We start from the raw sequence: 17,354 nt of genomic DNA, 5'->3' as shown, positions 1-17,354 counted from the left end.
GCCGCGGCGTTCTTGCCTTGACGCCGACGGCAAGGTCTACCTTGACGGCCACGGTCATCGAGGAGGTCGCATGCTGATCGGCGAACTGGCGGAACGCACCGGTTCCAGCGCTCGCGCGCTGCGCTACTACGAGCAGCACGGGCTGGTCGAACCGCGCCGCGACAGCAACGGCTACCGGGTCTACGACGAGGTCGAACTGCGCGTCGTCCACAAGATCCACGCGCTGCGCACCGTCGGCTTCGAACTGGCCGACATGCACCCGTTCGTCGCCTGCCTGCGGGCCGGCGACGGCTCGGGCGACGGCTGCCCCGATTCCGTCGAGGAGTTACGCCGCAAACTCGACGAGGTCGACGCGGCCACCCGGCGCCTCGCGACCATTCGTGGGCAACTGGCCGCCCAGCTCGCCGACGCTCTCGCCGCCGAGCCGGGCGAGCCCGCCTGCGGCCTCCGCCGATCGGTCGTCCAGTGAAGTTCGCGATCAGCTACAACACCCCGCTCTACGGTACCGACCCCGATCGGCTCGTCGCCTTCGCCCAGCACGCCGAACGGTGCGGGTTCGAAGGGCTCTACCTGCCCGACCACATCGCACTGCATCCCGGCGCGACCGTCGGCGCGATCGAACTGGATCCGACGCTGGCATTCGTCGACCCGCTCGACACGCTGAGTTTCGTCGCCGCGTCGACGAGCCGACTGCTCCTCGGCACCGGCGTGCTGCTGCTGCCGTACCGGCATCCGGTGGTGCTGGCCAAACGGCTGGCCACCATCGACCAGCTCTCGCGCGGCCGGATGCGCCTGCTCACCGTCGGGCTCGGCGCGCTGCCCGCTGAGGCGGCGGCAGTGGGGGTCGACTATCGCAGTCGCGGCAGGCGGGCCGACGAGGCCATCCAGGTCTTGCGGGCGCTGTGGTCCGGCGATGCCGACGGCGTCGAATTCCACGGCGAGTTCTTCGATTTCGCCCAGCTGACCAGCTATCCCAAGCCCTACGGCACGGCCCGGCTGCCGATCCACGTCGGCGGTTCCAGCCGGGCCGCCGCGCGCCGGGCGGGCCTACACGGCGACGGCTGGTTCCCCGGCGGCATGCTCGCCCCGCTGGAGCGGGCTGAGCAATGGAAGCTGGTGCGCGACACCGCGATCGCGGCCGGGCGCGACCCGGCGGCGATCGACTACACCCGCTGGGGCTCGATCGATATGCCGCCCGAACGCGTGGAAGGCCTTGCCTCCCAGGGTGTCACGCGGATCGTCGTCGGCGCGACGGCGAGCGAACCCGCCCGGCAGTTCGACGAGATGTCGGAACTGGCCGAGCGGTTCGCGCTCACGGTCAGCCCAGGGCGCGCAGGCGCGGGGCCAGGTCGCGCTTGAACAGGTCGAGGAAGCGCAGCTGGTCGTGGCCGGGGGCGTGGAAGACCAGGTGGTTGAGGCCCGCGTCCAGGTAGGGCTTGATCTGGGCGACGGCCTCGTCGGGATCGCTGGCCACGATCCAGCGCTTGGCGACCTGCTCGATCGGCAGCGCGTCGGCGGCGGCCTCCATCTCGATCGGGTCGGTGATGTCGTGCTTCTGCTCGGCGCTCAGCGAGAGCGGGGCCCAGAAGCGCGTGTTCTGCAGCGCCAGTTCGGGATCGGTGTCGTAGGAGATCTTGATCTCGATCATCTTGTCGATGCCGGCGAGGTCGCGCTCGGCCTTGGCCGCGCCCTCGGCGACGGCGGGCAGCAGCTTCTCGGTGTAGAGGTCCATGCCCTTGCCCGAGGTGCAGATGAAACCGTCGCCCGCGCGACCGGCGTAGCGGGCCACGACCGGGCCGCCCGCGGCGATGTAGACGGGGATGCCGCCCTTGGGCACGTCGTAGATGGAGGCGCCGACGGTGTGGTAGTACTCGCCGTCGAAATCGGTGCGCTCGCCGGTCCACAGCGCGCGCATCAGCGACACCGATTCACGCAGGCGGGCGAAGCGCTCCTTGAAATCGGGCCATTCGCCCTTGTAACCGGTGGCGATCTCGTTGAGCGCCTCACCGGTGCCGACACCGAGCATGACCCGGCCCGGGTACAGGCAGCCGAAGGTGGCGAAGGCCTGGGCGATCACCGCCGGGTTGTAGCGGAAGGTGGGGGTGAGCACGGAGGTGCCGAGCATGATGCGCTCGGTGCGCTCACCGGTAGCGGCCAGCCAGGCCAGCGAGAACGGCGCGTGCCCGCCGTTGTGCCGCCACGGCTGGAAGTGATCACTGACGGTCGCGCTGTCGAGACCGTGTTCCTCGGCGGCCACCGCCAGCTCGACGAGCTCACGCGGCCCGAACTGCTCTGCCGATGCCTTGTATCCGAGCTTGAGATCAACCATCTCAGCCACTCCTGTCGTTCGCTTCGTCGCGGCCCCTGCCGCATCGACACTAACCAACACCGCCGCCGACTTCTCCGGTAGCGGTGGCTCGCACCGCCGCCGGTTTTAGCGGATGATTAGCTGGTGACCGCCAAGGATGAGCAGATCTTGTCGTACCTGACCGACATGGACGGCGTGCTGGTGCACGAGGATCAACTGATCCCCGGCGCCGACGAATTCCTCGCCGAGCTGCGCGACAACGAGATCCCGTTCCTCGTCCTCACCAACAACTCGATCCGCACCCCGCGTGATCTGCAGGCCCGGCTGCGCCAGACCGGCCTGGACATCCCCGAGGAATCCATCTGGACCTCGGCGCTGGCCACCGCCACCTTCCTCGACGACCAGCGCCCCAACGGCACCGCGTACGTGGTCGGCGAGTCCGGCCTGACCACCGCGCTGCACGAGATCGGCTATGTCCTCACCGATGTCGACCCCGACTATGTGGTCCTCGGCGAGACCCGCACCTATTCGTTCGAGGCGATCACCACCGCGATCCGCCTGATCGACCGCGGTGCCCGCTTCATCGCCACCAACCCCGACGCGACCGGCCCGTCCCGCGACGGCGTGCTGCCCGCCACCGGCTCGGTCGCCGCGCTGATCACCCACGCCACCGGCAAGGACCCCTATTACGTGGGCAAGCCGAACCCGCTGATGATGCGCTCGGCGCTGCGCCGGATCGGCGCCCACTCGCAGACCACGGTGATGATCGGCGACCGCATGGACACCGACGTCATCTCCGGCCTGGAAGCCGGCCTGCGCACGATCCTGGTCACCTCCGGCATCTCCACCAAGACCTCGGTCGAGAAGTACCCCTTCCGGCCCACCCTGGTCGTCGACTCGGTCGCCGACCTGATCGGCCGCACCCGCACCCCCTTCCCGGAGTAAGGTCGCCAATTCCGCGTCAGAGCTATGCTAGATCTGATCCAAACCTGCAACCAGGATGATGCATTCTGGTCGTGAATACGTCCACATAATAGAAAGATGCGAGGATAACCGGGTGGGAAATATTATCGAGGGTATCCATATCGAGAATTTTCGCTCTTTTCGGAAGACATGGATTGACACCCCCGGTGACGCACTACCCATTCTAGGGCTAAACTCGGCGGGAAAATCGAACATCCTAAGAGCGTTGGACCTATTCTTCAACGACTCGATTGACGGGCAACCGATCGACTTTACCCGAGACCTAAGCGCACACCTCCCCCGGAAGACCAAGAAGAAGATCGGAGTGGGAGTCCACCTTAATTACCCCCCAACGTTCGGACTCAAAGGAATTCAGGACTTCTTTCGCACCCATGGATTAGCGCACAAGATTGCTGTATACAAGGAATGGACCCTTGATCCCAGCAATACTCCGCAGTGCGCCGTATCCTTTGGCCCAAGCATCGACGGTCTCAATGCACCCAAGTCTGCGAGCGACCATGCCGCAGTTACATCGCTCATTCGGTCGATAAAATACCACTACGTAACAAATCACGTACGTCCCGCGGATAAGATCACCGAAATACTCGAGGCCTTGAAGCCTGAGATTATGAAGAGCTGGAAGAATACATATCGCCAGTCAGACGACTTCCTGGAACACTTAACCGCCGCCGCAAATCAAATGTTTGAACCTGTGTCGAGATTCGTATCGGAAGGCATACAGGGACTTCAAATTTCTGCGGCTGTACCTCAAGACATTGGCGAACTCGCTTTCGAGTTGGGCATGAATGCGATTGCAAACACTGACATCGCACACGAACTTGCGCAGGAGGGATCCGGAGCCCAAGCCTTTGCCCTTCTTCACTTTCTTGACCTGCAGGATAGCGCAGCCAGGAAGCGGAATTTCGGATGGGCCCAGGCGAGCATATGGGGACTGGAGGAGCCTGAGTCATTCCTACATGCCGGATTGCGGACCAGATTCGCCTCAGACCTTCGGCGCTACTCCGAAAGCGAACGTCGCCAATCTCTACTCACCACCCACGACGACGACTTTGTTCGAGCAGCACCAAATGCATTGATCGTGTCGGCAAGCACTGGCGGATCACATGTAGCAATGAGCAGCAGCCGATCGGCACTCGAAACTACAGCCAAATTGAGAATTACCTCGTTCCGGCACCCGCTGGTTACATTCGCAGACGAGCCACTCTTGCTTGTCGAGGGAAGAACCGACAAGATTTACTTGACGGCAGCAATCAAGAAAGCAAACATGCGACCGCGATGGCGGATCGTATCGCCAGATGACGACCTAGAGAACGGCACATCTGGCGACGCCTTACTTTCCTACCTCAAGAGCAATACCGCAGCCCTCTCAGCACGGCCAGACGAGGCTTTTATTCTCGTCCTGAGAGATTGGGAGGATCGAAAAGCCGAGGATAAGTACAGCAAAGCGCTGTCGTGCCATCAATTTTCCAGAGCAATCACATGCCCGGAGGAATTGTGCAACCCGAAGCTCGGGCAGAGATTTGTCGGAATTGAACGATACCTGCCAGACGAACTGATCAGAGATACCACAACCAAACTGGAAATCGGAATTGAGGACGGGGTGCTCGGTATCGACCGCACCCAACTTGAGCGAATCAAGCCGGAACTCGCATCAAGAGTCGAGCTCGGTGCTGATATTGGACATCACATGATCGATATCATCGAATGGCTTGATCTGGAATTCGAGAAGACGCTCTCGGCCGTACCAGTAGACCGCTTCCTATAGCCACGAACCACCGATCCTGGTCATCGAGACATTTTCCCTGAGCAGACATCGTTGCAACATAGTCAGGCTTGATGGTCTACACCTTCGACCATCAAGCCCGAGCTGTTCAATTATGTGAGCTGCCTCACAGCGGAATAGGTTCCCACCCTCGCTGGTTATAGTTGCCATGGCAACCAAAGCGAGTCGAGGAGGGCCCGTGCAGTTCGGAATCTTCACCGTGGGCGATGTGACCACCGACCCCACGAACGGCCGCACCCCCACCGAGGCCGAGCGGATCAAGGCGATGGTCGCGATCGCGCAGAAGGCCGAGGAGGTGGGGCTCGACGTGTTCGCGATGGGCGAGCACCACAACCCGCCCTTCGTGCCGTCCTCGCCGACCACCATGCTCGGCTACATCGCGGGCCGCACCGACAAGATCATGCTGTCCACCTCCACCACGCTGATCACCACGAACGACCCGGTCAAGATCGCCGAGGACTTCGCGATGCTGCAGCACCTGGCCGACGGCCGGGTCGACCTGATGCTCGGCCGCGGCAACACCGGCCCGGTCTACCCCTGGTTCGGCAAGGACATCCGCGACGGCATCCCGCTGGCCATCGAGAACTACCACCTGCTGCACCGGCTCTGGCGCGAGGACGTCGTCGACTGGGAGGGCAAGTTCCGCACCCCGCTGCAGTCGTTCACCTCCACCCCGCGCCCGCTCGACGACGTCCCGCCGTTCGTCTGGCACGGCTCCATCCGCAGCCCGGAGATCGCCGAGCAGGCCGCCTACTACGGTGACGGCTTCTTCGCCAACCACATCTTCTGGCCCACCGACCACTTCCAGCGGCTGATCGAGCTGTACCGGCGCCGCTACGAGCACTACGGCCACGGCAGCGCCGACCAGGCCATCGTCGGCCTCGGCGGACAGGTGTTCCTGCGCAAGAACTCCCAGGACGCGATCCGGGAATTCCGCCCGTACTTCGACAACGCGCCCGTCTACGGACACGGCCCGTCGCTGGAGGAGTTCACCGAGCAGACCCCGCTCACCGTGGGCAGCCCGGAGCAGGTCATCGAGAAGACGCTCACCTTCCGCGAGCACTTCGGCGACTACCAGCGCCAGCTGTTCCTGGTCGACCACGCGGGCCTGCCGCTGAAGACGGTGCTCGAGCAGCTCGACCTGCTCGGCGAGGAAGTGATTCCGGTGCTGCGCAAGGAATTCGCCGCCGGACGTCCCGCACACGTCCCCGACGCCCCGACCCACGAATCACTGCTCGCCGCCAAGACGTCCACGGAGGTGACCGCATGACGACCCGCATCGCGGTGGTGTCGGCCGGGCTCTCGCAGCCCTCGTCGACCCGGCTGCTGGCCGACCGGCTGGCCACCGCCACCGCACGCGAGCTGCGCGCCGCCGGGGCCGAGGTCGAACTCGACTTCGTCGACCTGCGCGATCACGCCCGCGACCTGGCCGACAACCTGATCACCGGTTTCCCGGCCCCGGCGCTGCGGTCGGCGATCGATCAGGTCGTCACCGCCGACGGCCTGATCGCGGTGACCCCGATCTTCAGCGCCTCCTACAGCGGTCTGTTCAAGACCTTCTTCGATGTGCTGGAACCGGATTCGCTCGCGGGCAAGCCGGTGCTGGCCGGGGCCACCGGCGGCACCGAACGGCACTCGCTCGCTCTCGAACACGCGGTGCGTCCGCTGTTCGCCTACCTGCGCTCGATCGTCGTACCCACCGCCGTGTACGCCGCGTCGACGGACTGGGGCGCCAACGGCGCCGACCAGTCGCTCAACAACAGGATCGACCGCGCCGCGGCCGAATTCGCCACCCAGATCCTCGGCAGGCCCGCCACCGGACCCGCCGACCCGTACGACGAGCCGACCCCGTTCGCGGATCTGCTCGCCGCCCACCTTCCGCGCTAGAACCCAACCCCCACAAGGAGTTCCCATGACCACCGCCATCGCCAACGGCCTCACCGCGGGCACCTGGGCCATCGACCCCACCCACTCGACCGTCGGCTTCTCGGTCCGCCACCTGATGGTGAGCAAGGTCCGCGGCCGCTTCACCGACTTCGACGGCGCCCTCGTCATCGGCGAAGACGGCACCGCCTCGGCCACCGCCGAGATCCGCGTCGACTCCCTCACCACCGACAACGCCCAGCGCGACGGCCACCTGCGCACCGCCGACTTCTTCCACGCCGAGCAGTTCCCGGTGATGACCTTCAAGTCCACCGGATTCCGTGGCGAGGGCAGCGATTTCGTCGTCGACGGCGAGTTCACCGTCCGCGGCAACACCAAGCCGGTCTCCCTCGAGGTCGAGTTCCTCGGCGTCAACGAGGGCATGGGCAACGGCCCGGTCGCCGGCTTCGAAGCCAAGACCGTCGTCTCCCGCCGCGACTTCGGCCTCGACATCGACATGCCGCTCCCCGACGGCGGCGCCGTCATCGGCGACAAGATCACCCTCACCCTCGAGATCGAGGTCGGCCTCCAGAGCTGACCCCGGCCCCTGTTCGACGCCCCCGTCGCCACTCCGGCGCCGGGGGCGTCGTGCTGCGTCAGCCGCCGCCCGGCGCCGTGGGGTTCATGGCCGCCGCACAGCCCGGGACCGCGGCGCGCGCTTTGTCCAGCTCCGGTGTCGGCTGCTTCTGCTGCTGCTGGAGTTCGAGCCCGCGAGTGGCGATTGCGGCGAGCACCTGCTGGAAGTCCTCGAAGGCCGAGTCCAGCGCTTCCTGTGACGTGGCCGAGCGGATACGGTTCGCGCTGTCCGCCAGTTCCCGCGCGGACAGGCGGGTGGCGGCCACAGCCTGTTCATCGGTGCCCGAGCTCTCCCCGTTCGGTGGTGCGCCCAGTTTCTCCACATCGGCCAGCAGGTCTTCGTAGGCACGCGCCATCTCCGCGATGATGGTGGCGAGGTCGGTCTGGATGGTCGGGCCGCCCACCTCCATCATCCGGCGGCTCAGATCATGCAAGCGGGTCTGGGTGCGCATCGTGATCTCACACTCGGACCTGACGTAGGCGTCGAGGCTGTTCACTTCCTCGCCGCTGCCGCAACCACTGAGCAAGACCGCGGCGAGCATTGCGGTCGACACGATAACCCGCAGGCGGGCGACAGAATCCAACATGGCATGCCTTCGTTCTTCTCAGCCGGTGTTGTCGGGCGGTACGGGGAGCTGGTCGCAGACCTGGATGTAGTCGATGTCCTTCGAGATCCAGTCCCGCCACTGGGCGTGGCTCATGTTCTGCGACACCTTGCCGCACAGGTCGTCGTGCCAGGCCGTCGGTCCCGGCCACAACCAGGCGCTGACGTAGTCGCCCGGTTCGATGTGCAGCGCCAGGATGCGCCTGCCGTCGGCACTCAACGCGACCCTGGCGACATCATCTTCGCCGCTGACCAGAGGATCACCGATCGCCATTCCGGTCGCGGCGTCCCAGAACCGCAGGGTGCGATCCTTGCTGCCGGAGACGATGATCCGGCCGTCGGCGGTTACCGCGACCCCGCCGATTAGGTTCGAGTGGCCCTGCATCGCCGTGCCGATCGGCGTCCCGGTGGGAATACTCCAGCGGCGCAACGCTTTCGATCCGCCGACGACGGCGAAATCGCCGACAGGGCTGACCGTCAGGCTGCCCGACACGTCAGGCCCGGTCACCGGTGAGCTGAGCTGTTCGTAGTTCCGGGCGTCCCACATGCGCACCGAGAACTGGCTCAGAGAGACGATCGTGGCGCCGTCCCCGCTGAATCCGACGGAGGTCACCTCGGATTCGTGCCCGGTCAGTCCAGCCAGATGGCCGCCGGTGGCCGTGTCCCACAGGTGGACGAGCTTGTCCGCACCACCCGCCGCGACGACCCTTCCGTCCGGGCTGAACACCGGACTCATGATCCCACCTGCGCTGCCTGGCAACGGCACACCGTCGGCGCCGCCGCCAGCCAGGTCCCACAGCCGGACCGCACCGTCCCCGCTCTCGGAGATCAGCCGTCCGCCGTCCGGGCTGAAGGCGAGCGCACGGATCCGGGCCCTGTGCCCGCTCAGCGTTCGATCCCGTGCACCGGACGCCGCGTCCCAGACGACGACGGTCCGGTCGGTGCCCCCGGAGGCGATCCAGCGGCCGTCGGCACTGACCGCGGTGACCTCGACCGGACCGGTGTGCCCACGCATCGGCGTGCCGACGGGCCGCCCGGTGTCGGTCTCGAACTGCCAGAGCGAACCATCGCGGTAGCCCGCAACCATTCGGCGGCTGTCCGGCGCGAAGGCCACACTCGACGGAACCGGAAGGCCGGCACCGATATTCGGTCCCGTGATGCGGTGACCGCCGGAAGCGTGGGTGTCGGTGTGCCAGATCCGTACCGTTCCGTCGAGGCTGCTCGAGACCAGCCGAGCGTCGTCACGGCTGAACGCCACGCTCATCACCCATCCGGTGTGCCCCGTCGCGTACCCGCGCGACGCGCGGGTCTCGGTGTCCCACAGGTGAACCACCGCGCCGATGCCGCCCGCGGCGAGCCGCCGTCCATCCGTACTGAACGTGACCGCCATGCCCGTGTCATGACCGTCGGCCGGGAGCGGGTCGCCCACCGTGCCGGAATCCGGATCGAACAGCCGGACGCCGCTCTGCGCGGTAACCGCGACCTGGCGATTGTCCGGGCTGAAAGCGACGGAATTCACTGTGTCGCCGATAGCGAGCGGCCCGCCGATCGCCGTCTGGCGCTGCGCGTCCCAGATCCGCACCGACTCGTCGCCACTACCGGAGACGATCCGGCGACCGTCCGGGCTGAACGCCACCCCGAGCACGTGGCCGGTGTGCTCACTCATCGACGCTCCCACCTGCTGCCGGGTGGTTGCGTCCCAGATCCGCACGGTCTTGTCGGCCCCGCCGGAGACCACCCGGGAACCGTCGGCGCTGAAGCCGACGCTGCGCACCATGCCGCGATGCCCGTCGAAGGTCCCGATCCGGGTCCGCGACTCCGCGTCCCACAGCTGCATGCCGAGCCCACCCGCGACGATCTTCCGGCCGTCCGGGCTGAACGCGACGCTTGTCACGGACAGCAGATTCGGGAACGAATCACCGATCGGCTGCCCGGTTTCGGTGTCCCACAGTTGAACTCGCGAGCCACCGGTCACCATGCGGCGACCGTCCGGACTGATCGCCGCGCTCCAGACCACGCCGATGCGCATCGGGTCGATGCCACCCTCGGGCTGAATGGTCAAGCCGGACAAGTACGGTTTCCCGACCCGGATGATCCGGTCGGTGTTCGACAGCTGCTTCAGCGTCCGGATGAGAACCCCGGGGTCGGCGCCCGGCGCGAGCCGTTCCGAAGCGAGCGCCTGCATGATGGCGCGCTCGTCGTCGCGCGACTTCGATCCGTTGAGCATGGACTCGGCATCGCCGGCCAAGCGCAGGCCGATGGCCGTATCCCGTTGCCGGATGGCCTCATTGCGCTGGTTTTCCGCCTCACGACGTTGCACGAAGGCGATCGAGGCCGCGAGCAGAGCCAGCACGGTGAGCACGACCAGCCCGGCGACGGCGGCTCGCCGCAAACGCCGGAAGCGGCGCAGCTCACGCACGTCCTCGCCGGCCAGCTCGGCCTTGTCCTTGCCGTGGATCGGCGCGGCCAGGTCGGTGATCTTCTCCCGGAACAGCGGCTCCGTCGGGTCCCACGGCGCGTCGTCGCCGACATCGACGTAGAACGGCTCGGTCGGCAGGGCCCCCGGCCTGGTGAGCACGGGCAGCGCGGCATCGGAGTGGTCCGGATCGAAGCGAGCGGTGGCCTCGTCCCACCGCAATTGCCCGTCGGCGAGGACGAACATCAGCCGATCGGGACCATGGACCGTCAGCCAGTGGGCGACCTCCCGGTCGACCCACCGCGACGCCGCCGCCTGCGGCGACAGCACCACGATCAGGTACCTCGCCCGATCCATCGCCGCGGTGACCTTGCCCCACAGATCCGGGCTGGCAGTCAAATCGGTCGAGTCCCGGAACACCCGTAGCGCCCGCAGCCTGCCGACCCGCCTGCCGATCCGATGCAATCCCCGCTGGATCCCGGCCGCCACCGGCCGGTCCCGGTGGGTATAGGAGATGAAGGCGTCGTAGTCGAACGCCGCTTGCCGAGGCTGGGTGAGGCCGGCCTCCAGGTCAGCCGTCACGGCCGTCTCCCTGTCCGAGCTGGCGCCTGGCCGAGGGAACCAGGACCATCCAAGCGTGACGTACCCACCACCCCGGTGTCGCGGGTAATGCACTACTCGCTCGCCACGTGACCGCCGCGATATTCGATCATGCGCAGGTCATGCCGCCGTGCGCGCTGGATCAGCCCGCGTCGGCGATCGCGTCCAGCACCGCGGACAGGCGGGTCAGCGTCGCGACGGTAGCCGCGAACTCTGTTGGTCCGAGCGCGTCGGCCAGCCGCCGCGCCATCACTGCGTGCTGCGGATTGATCCGCTGCACGGCGGCCTGGCCCGCCGCAGTGACGGCCACGAGCTTGGCCCGCTTGTGCGCCGGGTTGGGGCGGTATTCGCACAGGCCCTTGTCGACGAGCAGGTCGGCGATGCGCTGGACGCTCTGGCGGGTGATGCCCATCGCGCGGGCGATGCCCGCGACCGGGAGCGGTTCGGCGAGGACGGCGCCGAGGACCTGCCACCACGCGGCGGTCAGGCCGGCCGGGGCGGCCAATTCCTCGGCGATGGCGAGGAATTGGCCGTTGAGCTTGAACGAGGTGATCGCCGCGGTGGAGAAGAGTTCCTGGTCGCGGGCTGTCACGCGTGTGCGGCTTCGTATTCGGCGAGCACGGCGTAGGCCGCGGGGTCGCGGTGCGCGAACAGCTGGTACCACGCCTCGATGACGTGCGGCTCGGACACATCGAGCCGGGTGAAGACCTCCCTGGCGAACTCGAACGGCGACATGCCGTCGGCGGTGATCACGTCCCGGTCGGTGACAGCCGGTGCGTCGACGTAGTGCTCGGCGCCCGAGTATCCGCTGTAGACAAGATATTCGGCGGCATTGGAGGTGTGCGCGCGGTCGTCGAGCAGGCCCGCCTTGGCCAGGCCGAAGGTGGCTCCGCAGATGCCGGCGACCGGCACGCCCGCCGCGACGAACTCGCGCGCCTTGTCCGCGAACGGCACCAGTTCCTCGCCCTCCCAGAGATCGGCGCCGGGCAGGATCAGCATCGCACTGTCGGCCGGATCGAGATCGGCCAGCGCGAGGTCGGGCGTGACCCGCAGGCGGCCCATCGTGGTGATCGGTTCGGTGGTCAACCCGACGGTCTTCACCTGGAAGGTGCCCGGCTCGCGATGCCAGCTGCCATTGGCGAGCTGCGCGGTGGCGGCGCCCACCTCCCAGTCGGCGAGGGTGTTGTACACGGCCATGTGAACTGTTCGCATCGTCATGACAGTATCCTGTCATATTTGACAGCTTGCTGTCAATAAGAAAATTGAAACCCACCGAAAGGCCGTCCGCCGTACGCTGACGTCACTCGGTGCGAGACAAGGAGACTCAGCGCGATGACCGACCCGGTACACGGCCTGACGGGCACCCTCACGTCACCGATCCGGGCCGCGGGCGCGCTGGGCGAGGTACTCGTGGCGATCCGCGGGGGAACCGAGACCTACCTCGCGCGGGCCGACGAGCCGCTCGCGGCCGGCGCCACCGTACTGATAGTCGCGGTGCATCCCGGCCGGCTGGTCGACGTCGTCGCCTGGATTCCGCTCACCAAGGAGGACTGAACATGCTGGGTTATCACGTTCCCGATCCCGACGAGGCGATGCTGGTCAGCGGCGCCAAGACCAAGGACAACGCCCCCTTCAAGGTGGTCATCGGCCGCGGCGCCTGGGTGGTGCCGCTGTTCCGCAAGGTCCGCTACCTCTCGCTGGCCATGTTCGAATCCGAGATCAGGGAACGCTGCGTCACCAAACAGGCCATCCAGCTCGATGTGCGCGCGGTGATCGCGTTCAAGGTCGCCAACGACACCTCCTCGATCGTCAACGCGGCCCAGCGCTTCCTGTCCGAGCAGGAGCAGGAGATGTCGGTGCTCACCGGCCGCATCTTCTCCGGCCACCTGCGCTCCATCGTCGGCTCGATGACGGTCGAGGAGATCATCCGCGAGCGCCAGAAGCTGGCCGACGAGGTGCTGCTCGCCTCGAAGGTGGAGATGAGCAATATCGGCCTGTGGGTCGACTCGTTCCAGATCCAGTCGATCGACGACGGGAACCTCGGCTACATCAACGCCCTGGCCGCACCGCACAACGCGGCCGTGCAGCGCGACGCCCAGATCGCCCAGGCCCAGGCCGCCCAGCGCGCCGCCGAGGCCGAGCAGGAGTCGCTGCGCCGCCGGGCCGAGTACGAGCGGGAGACCTCGATCCTCAAGGCGCAGTACCAGCGCGATATCGACAAGGCCAATGCCGAAGCGGCCCAGGCGGGTCCGCTCGCCGACGCCATCGCCCGGCAGGAGGTCCTCACCGCCCAGGCCGAGCAGGCCCGCAAGAACGCCGAACTGCGGGAACAGGAACTGCAGGCCGAAGTCGTGAAACCCGCACTGGCCGAGGCGGAACGCGTCCGCATCCTCGCCGAGGCCGAGGCCGACCGCACCCGCATCCAGGCCGAGGCCGCCGCCTCCAACAACCGGATCGCCCTGGACCAGTTGCTCATCGAGCAGCTGCCCGAGATCGTCAAGCAGGCCTCCAACGGCCTCGCCAACGCGAATCTCACCGTCCTCAACGGCCCCGACGGCGTCGGCGAACTGGTCAACGGCATGGTCGGCCAGGGCCTGACCGTCTTCAACTCCCTGCAGAAGGCGCTGTCGAACGGCGATACCGACAGCGCCTGATCCCGGTATCCGGCCGGGCGCCATTAACGGCGCCCGGCCGGATGTCGATTCTCTGGCACGAACGCCGGGATCGACGCAAGGAATGACTGATGGGATTGTGGATCGGCAGCCCCGAGCTGGACGCCTCCGAGAAGGTGATCTGGCAGCAACTCGCCAATCGAACGCAGGGCGGCAGGGCCGTCGGTGGACGCCTCTACCTGACCGGAGCCCGCCTGCTCTTCGTGCCCAACCACCTGGACGCGCTCACCGGCGGCAAGCGCTGGGAGGTGTCCCTGAGCCAGGTGCGTGCCGTCGGCCGACAGAGCCCGGACGGCGGCCTGTTCAGCGGCGGCCTGCGCACCCGCCTGCTCATCGAGACCGACACCGGCACCGAGCTTTTCGTCATCGGCCAGCTCGACGAGGTGATCGGGATCCTCGAAACGGCGGTCCCGCTGTAGCGCCGCCGGGTCAGCCCCGCCAGTTCGACGGCGCCTGCTGGAACCCCGGCCGCGGAGTGTCGAAGGTCGCGATCACCTCGCGCACGACCCGCACCGCGGCACCCGGGCCGACCTCGGGCCATCGCTCGATCGCCTCGAACTTCACCGCCGAGCCGCTGTAGACGATCAGCTCGTCGGTCCGGGCGGGATAGAAGCCGTAACCGATGCCGTCGGTGGTCTCGTAGTACTCGTGCCGCGTCGAGTAGGCCGAGTCGATCCGACCCGGTTCGGGCAGCGACACGATGCCGTCGGCGACCGCGCGATCGAGAATCTTCCCCATGACCCCGGTGAGACCGATGGCCGTGGCGTAACCGACCTCCGCCGACCACGGGCCCCGGTGCTCCTCGCGCAGTGGCAGCTCGGCGGCGGGCCCGGTGAAGATCCGCCCTGCCCACGCCACGATCGCGTCGTCGATCGGGAAAGTCCAGGTGCGCTCGTCGAAGAGCTCTTTCGCCCGCTGCCTACGACGATCGTTCTCGGCGTAATAAGCCTGGAGTTCTTCGGCGTCCATCACCCGAAACTAACAGCGCGCCAGGACATCCGACGTCGATAGCCTGGCGCGCTGCGGGTTTTCAGCTCAGGGCGTGGTCGAGGTCGCCGAGGAGGTCTTCGATGTCCTCGAGGCCGACCGAGATGCGGACCACGCCATCGGACAGGCCTATCGACGCGCGGCCCTCGGGGCCCATCGCGCGGTGGGTGGTGGTGGCGGGGTGGGTGATCAGGGTCTTCGCGTCGCCGAGGTTGTTGGAGATGTCGATGATGCGCAGGCGGTTGAGGACCTCGAAGGCGCGCTTCTTGCCGTCGTCGCCTGCCAGCTCGAAGGTGACGACGGTGCCGCCGCCGGACATCTGCGCGGTGGCGAGGGCGTGCTGCGGATGCGATTCCAGGAAGGGGTATTTCACCCAGTTCACGGACTTGTTCGTCTCCAGGAACTTGGCGACCTTCAGCGCGGATTCGGTGGACTGGCGCACGCGCAGCGGCATGGTCTCGAGGCCCTTGAGCAGGGTCCAGGCGTTGAACGGGCTCAGCGCGGGGCCGGTGTGGCGCATCAGGTTCTTCACCGGGCCGTCGATGTAGTCCTGGGCGCCGAGGATGGCGCCGCCGAGCACGCGGCCCTGGCCGTCGATGTGCTTGGTGCCCGAGTAGACCACCACGTCGGCGCCGAGTTCGAAGCCGCGCTGCAGCAGCGGGGTGGCGAAGACGTTGTCCAGCACCACCTTCGCGCCCGCGGCGTGCGCGAGCTCGGTGACCTTGCGGACGTCCACCAGGGTCTGCATCGGGTTGGCCGGGGTCTCGAAGAACACAGCCTGGGTGGGCACCGAGAGCGCCTGCTCCCACTGCTCGAGGTCGTCACCGTCGACGAAGACGGTCTCCACGCCCCAGCGCGGCAGGATCTCGTTGCACACCACGAAGCAGGAGCCGAACAGGCTGCGGGCGGCGACGAGGCGGTCGCCCGCCTTCAGCAGCGCGCCCAGCGCCGTGAACACCGCGGACATGCCCGAGGCGGTCGCGAACGCGGCCTCGGCGCCGTCGAGCAGCCGGATGCGCTCCTCGAACATGGCCACGGTCGGGTTGCCGTAGCGGGAGTAGACGAAGTGCTCGACCTCGCCGGTGAACGACGCCTCGGCGGCCTCGGCGCTCTCGTAGACGAAGCCCGAGGTCAGGTAGAGCGCCTCGGAGGTCTCCTCGAAGCCGGAGCGGCGCAGCCCGCCGCGGACGCCGAGAGTGGCCGGGCCGACGCCCTCGGGCAGTGGCTTGTCGAACGAACCACCGGTGATCATGCGTTTCTCCTTATGCCTGACGCCACGGCAGGCCGACCGCGCGCCAGCCGACGCTGCCGCGCTGCCCGAACGCGTCGGGGCCGCCCTCGAAACCGTCCAGCACGTTGTAGGACGGGGTGAAGCCCGCCGCCGTCGCCACGGTCGCCGCGCCGATGGAGCGCTGACCGGAGCGACACAGGAACACCACGGGCGCGTCGTCCGGCCGCCCGGCCAGCGCCTGCTCGAGCTGCGCGCCGAAGTTCGGATTGCGGGTCCCGGTGCCGTCGACCCACTCGATGAAGTGGGCCGGGCGCTCGATCGAGCTGGTGTCGGGGATGCCGATCTGTGCCCACTCGCCTTCGGTGCGCACGTCGACCAGCACCGCGTCGGGGTGCTCGGTCAGGATCTCCCACGCCTTCTCAGGGGTGATGTCGCCGGCGTAAGTCATGTCGAACCTCCTGCGTGAATCCGCTCTTGCCGTGCCGGTTCTCCGGGCACACGGCCAGGTCGTCACCCGGAGCACCCCACCGCGGAGGAGGGTTGCCGACCAGCGAGCCGGGGCTTGGCGCTGGTACTCATGACCTTGCGATCTGAGATTGCCCCGGCGGAGGTCACCGTGTCAAACAGTTCTACGGGGTGCAGACCAGCCAGTTGCCATCCACCCTGGTCAGGTTCCAGGTGCTGGTGGACGACGTGTCGCCGATCCGCACGGTGGCGTCGATCTTGGCCCGGTCACCGTTCACCGTCGCCTTGTCGAAACCCTTCTTGTCGATCGTCACTTCCGATTTCGGGCCACCGAGCCGTTCCGACAGGCCCGACTTCTCCTCGTCGAAGCCGGGGCAGGCGACACCGGGCGGCGGACGCAACTCACTGCGCGAGCGCGCGTCGATATAGTTGGTGACGGCGGCCGCGAGCCGGTCGGCCTCTGTGACATTTTTCTCAGCGGGCGAGAGCAGCCCGCCGAGCACGATGCCGACGAGCACGATCACCGCGATCACCGCGGCCGCGACGAACGGGACGATGGAACGCTTGTCGGTCTGATCCACCACGATGGGCTGGTCTTCCGAGCCTGTCTGCTCCTCGTTCATGCTGTAATCCTGACAGACCAGGTGCGGGCAACCACACCGCACGCCGGGTGGCCACAACGCCGCAGATAGAATCGCCAGAATGCGGTGTGCCGCCGATCTCGAAGGCGGCTGCCAGCAGCCGGATCGTCAACTTAGCCTAAGCTAAATTGACGCCGTCAACAGTTCTCGACCAAAGGGTGCGC

Annotated in this window: 19 protein-coding genes and 1 riboswitch; of the genes, 10 read left to right on the top strand and 9 right to left on the bottom strand. The window is 67.0% G+C overall.

The window, feature by feature from the left end:
• The first annotated feature begins 70 nt into the window (after positions 1 to 70).
• Together ACFYWJ_RS07415 and ACFYWJ_RS07410 are read left to right on the top strand one after the other, a co-directional pair.
• On the top strand, positions 71 to 469 hold the full coding sequence (locus ACFYWJ_RS07415; protein WP_355274545.1) for a MerR family transcriptional regulator: 399 nt from the start codon (positions 71 to 73) through the stop codon (positions 467 to 469).
• Entirely contained in the window at positions 466 to 1,359 is an 894-nt protein-coding gene (locus tag ACFYWJ_RS07410; protein ID WP_355274548.1) for a TIGR03619 family F420-dependent LLM class oxidoreductase, read from the top strand. Before ACFYWJ_RS07415 ends, ACFYWJ_RS07410 begins: the two co-directional genes overlap by 4 nt.
• Here the strand turns inward: ACFYWJ_RS07410 and fgd are convergent.
• The gene (gene fgd / locus ACFYWJ_RS07405) at positions 1,319 to 2,329 is read right to left on the bottom strand and encodes a glucose-6-phosphate dehydrogenase (coenzyme-F420) (RefSeq protein WP_355274550.1); all 1,011 of its coding nucleotides are present in this window, start codon (positions 2,327 to 2,329) and stop codon (positions 1,319 to 1,321) included. The two genes, ACFYWJ_RS07410 and fgd, sit on opposite strands and share 41 nt — an antisense overlap.
• 165 nt (positions 2,330 to 2,494) lie before the next feature.
• On the opposite strand from fgd, the gene ACFYWJ_RS07400 reads away from it, so the two are divergent.
• The 5 genes from ACFYWJ_RS07400 to ACFYWJ_RS07380 all read left to right on the top strand — a co-directional run bounded on the left by ACFYWJ_RS07400 (position 2,495) and on the right by ACFYWJ_RS07380 (position 7,536).
• On the top strand, positions 2,495 to 3,253 hold the full coding sequence (locus tag ACFYWJ_RS07400) for an HAD-IIA family hydrolase (RefSeq protein ID WP_387161426.1): 759 nt from the start codon (positions 2,495 to 2,497) through the stop codon (positions 3,251 to 3,253).
• Between the two features lie 112 nt (positions 3,254 to 3,365).
• Positions 3,366 to 5,057 (top strand): AAA family ATPase, encoded by a 1,692-nt coding sequence (locus ACFYWJ_RS07395; protein WP_355274555.1) that lies wholly within the window; start codon positions 3,366 to 3,368, stop codon positions 5,055 to 5,057.
• Positions 5,058 to 5,253: 196 nt separating this feature from the next.
• A complete protein-coding gene (locus ACFYWJ_RS07390; RefSeq protein WP_355274558.1) occupies positions 5,254 to 6,345 on the top strand; it encodes an LLM class flavin-dependent oxidoreductase in 1,092 nt (363 codons plus the stop codon).
• The gene (locus ACFYWJ_RS07385) at positions 6,342 to 6,962 is read left to right on the top strand and encodes an FMN reductase (RefSeq protein WP_355274561.1); all 621 of its coding nucleotides are present in this window, start codon (positions 6,342 to 6,344) and stop codon (positions 6,960 to 6,962) included. Before ACFYWJ_RS07390 ends, ACFYWJ_RS07385 begins: the two co-directional genes overlap by 4 nt.
• Before the next feature lie 25 nt (positions 6,963 to 6,987).
• Positions 6,988 to 7,536: a YceI family protein gene (locus ACFYWJ_RS07380; protein ID WP_355274564.1), complete on the top strand. Its 549-nt coding sequence runs from the start codon at positions 6,988 to 6,990 to the stop codon at positions 7,534 to 7,536.
• A 58-nt stretch (positions 7,537 to 7,594) separates the two neighbouring features.
• On the opposite strand, the gene ACFYWJ_RS07375 is transcribed toward ACFYWJ_RS07380, so the two are convergent.
• The 4 genes from ACFYWJ_RS07375 to ACFYWJ_RS07360 form a co-directional block, all read right to left on the bottom strand.
• Entirely contained in the window at positions 7,595 to 8,161 is a 567-nt protein-coding gene (locus tag ACFYWJ_RS07375; protein WP_355274567.1) for a hypothetical protein, read from the bottom strand.
• A gap of 18 nt (positions 8,162 to 8,179) precedes the next feature.
• Positions 8,180 to 11,269, bottom strand: coding sequence for a TIR domain-containing protein (locus tag ACFYWJ_RS07370; protein WP_355274570.1), 3,090 nt, complete (start codon positions 11,267 to 11,269; stop codon positions 8,180 to 8,182).
• A gap of 67 nt (positions 11,270 to 11,336) precedes the next feature.
• A complete protein-coding gene (locus tag ACFYWJ_RS07365; protein WP_355274572.1) occupies positions 11,337 to 11,786 on the bottom strand; it encodes a MarR family transcriptional regulator in 450 nt (149 codons plus the stop codon).
• A complete protein-coding gene (locus ACFYWJ_RS07360) occupies positions 11,783 to 12,406 on the bottom strand; it encodes a DJ-1/PfpI family protein (RefSeq protein ID WP_387161103.1) in 624 nt (207 codons plus the stop codon). Before ACFYWJ_RS07360 ends, ACFYWJ_RS07365 begins: the two co-directional genes overlap by 4 nt.
• Before the next feature lie 120 nt (positions 12,407 to 12,526).
• On the opposite strand from ACFYWJ_RS07360, the gene ACFYWJ_RS07355 reads away from it, so the two are divergent.
• From ACFYWJ_RS07355 to ACFYWJ_RS07345, 3 genes are all read left to right on the top strand, one after another.
• Positions 12,527 to 12,748: a hypothetical protein gene (locus ACFYWJ_RS07355; RefSeq protein ID WP_355274578.1), complete on the top strand. Its 222-nt coding sequence runs from the start codon at positions 12,527 to 12,529 to the stop codon at positions 12,746 to 12,748.
• 2 nt (positions 12,749 to 12,750) lie between these two features.
• A complete protein-coding gene (locus tag ACFYWJ_RS07350; protein WP_355274581.1) occupies positions 12,751 to 13,848 on the top strand; it encodes an SPFH domain-containing protein in 1,098 nt (365 codons plus the stop codon).
• Positions 13,849 to 13,937: 89 nt separating this feature from the next.
• Positions 13,938 to 14,285, top strand: a complete 348-nt coding sequence (locus tag ACFYWJ_RS07345; protein ID WP_355274584.1) for a hypothetical protein — start codon at positions 13,938 to 13,940, stop codon at positions 14,283 to 14,285.
• A gap of 10 nt (positions 14,286 to 14,295) precedes the next feature.
• Here the strand turns inward: ACFYWJ_RS07345 and ACFYWJ_RS07340 are convergent, their stop codons facing one another.
• The 4 genes from ACFYWJ_RS07340 to ACFYWJ_RS07325 all read right to left on the bottom strand — a co-directional run bounded on the left by ACFYWJ_RS07340 (position 14,296) and on the right by ACFYWJ_RS07325 (position 17,172).
• Positions 14,296 to 14,835, bottom strand: a complete 540-nt coding sequence (locus ACFYWJ_RS07340) for a hypothetical protein (RefSeq protein WP_355274587.1) — start codon at positions 14,833 to 14,835, stop codon at positions 14,296 to 14,298.
• A gap of 61 nt (positions 14,836 to 14,896) precedes the next feature.
• Positions 14,897 to 16,105, bottom strand: coding sequence for an O-succinylhomoserine sulfhydrylase (locus tag ACFYWJ_RS07335; protein WP_355274590.1), 1,209 nt, complete (start codon positions 16,103 to 16,105; stop codon positions 14,897 to 14,899).
• A 10-nt stretch (positions 16,106 to 16,115) separates the two neighbouring features.
• Positions 16,116 to 16,532 (bottom strand): rhodanese-like domain-containing protein, encoded by a 417-nt coding sequence (locus ACFYWJ_RS07330; RefSeq protein WP_355274593.1) that lies wholly within the window; start codon positions 16,530 to 16,532, stop codon positions 16,116 to 16,118.
• A 17-nt stretch (positions 16,533 to 16,549) separates the two neighbouring features.
• Positions 16,550 to 16,667, bottom strand: a riboswitch (SAM riboswitch).
• 46 nt (positions 16,668 to 16,713) lie between these two features.
• Entirely contained in the window at positions 16,714 to 17,172 is a 459-nt protein-coding gene (locus ACFYWJ_RS07325) for a hypothetical protein (protein WP_355274596.1), read from the bottom strand.
• Positions 17,173 to 17,354: the final 182 nt, after the last annotated feature.

It is taken from the genome of Nocardia sp. NPDC003269 (assembly GCF_042888005.1).
Taxonomy (GTDB): domain Bacteria; phylum Actinomycetota; class Actinomycetes; order Mycobacteriales; family Mycobacteriaceae; genus Nocardia.
This window is presented reverse-complemented; position numbering and strand designations above follow the sequence as displayed.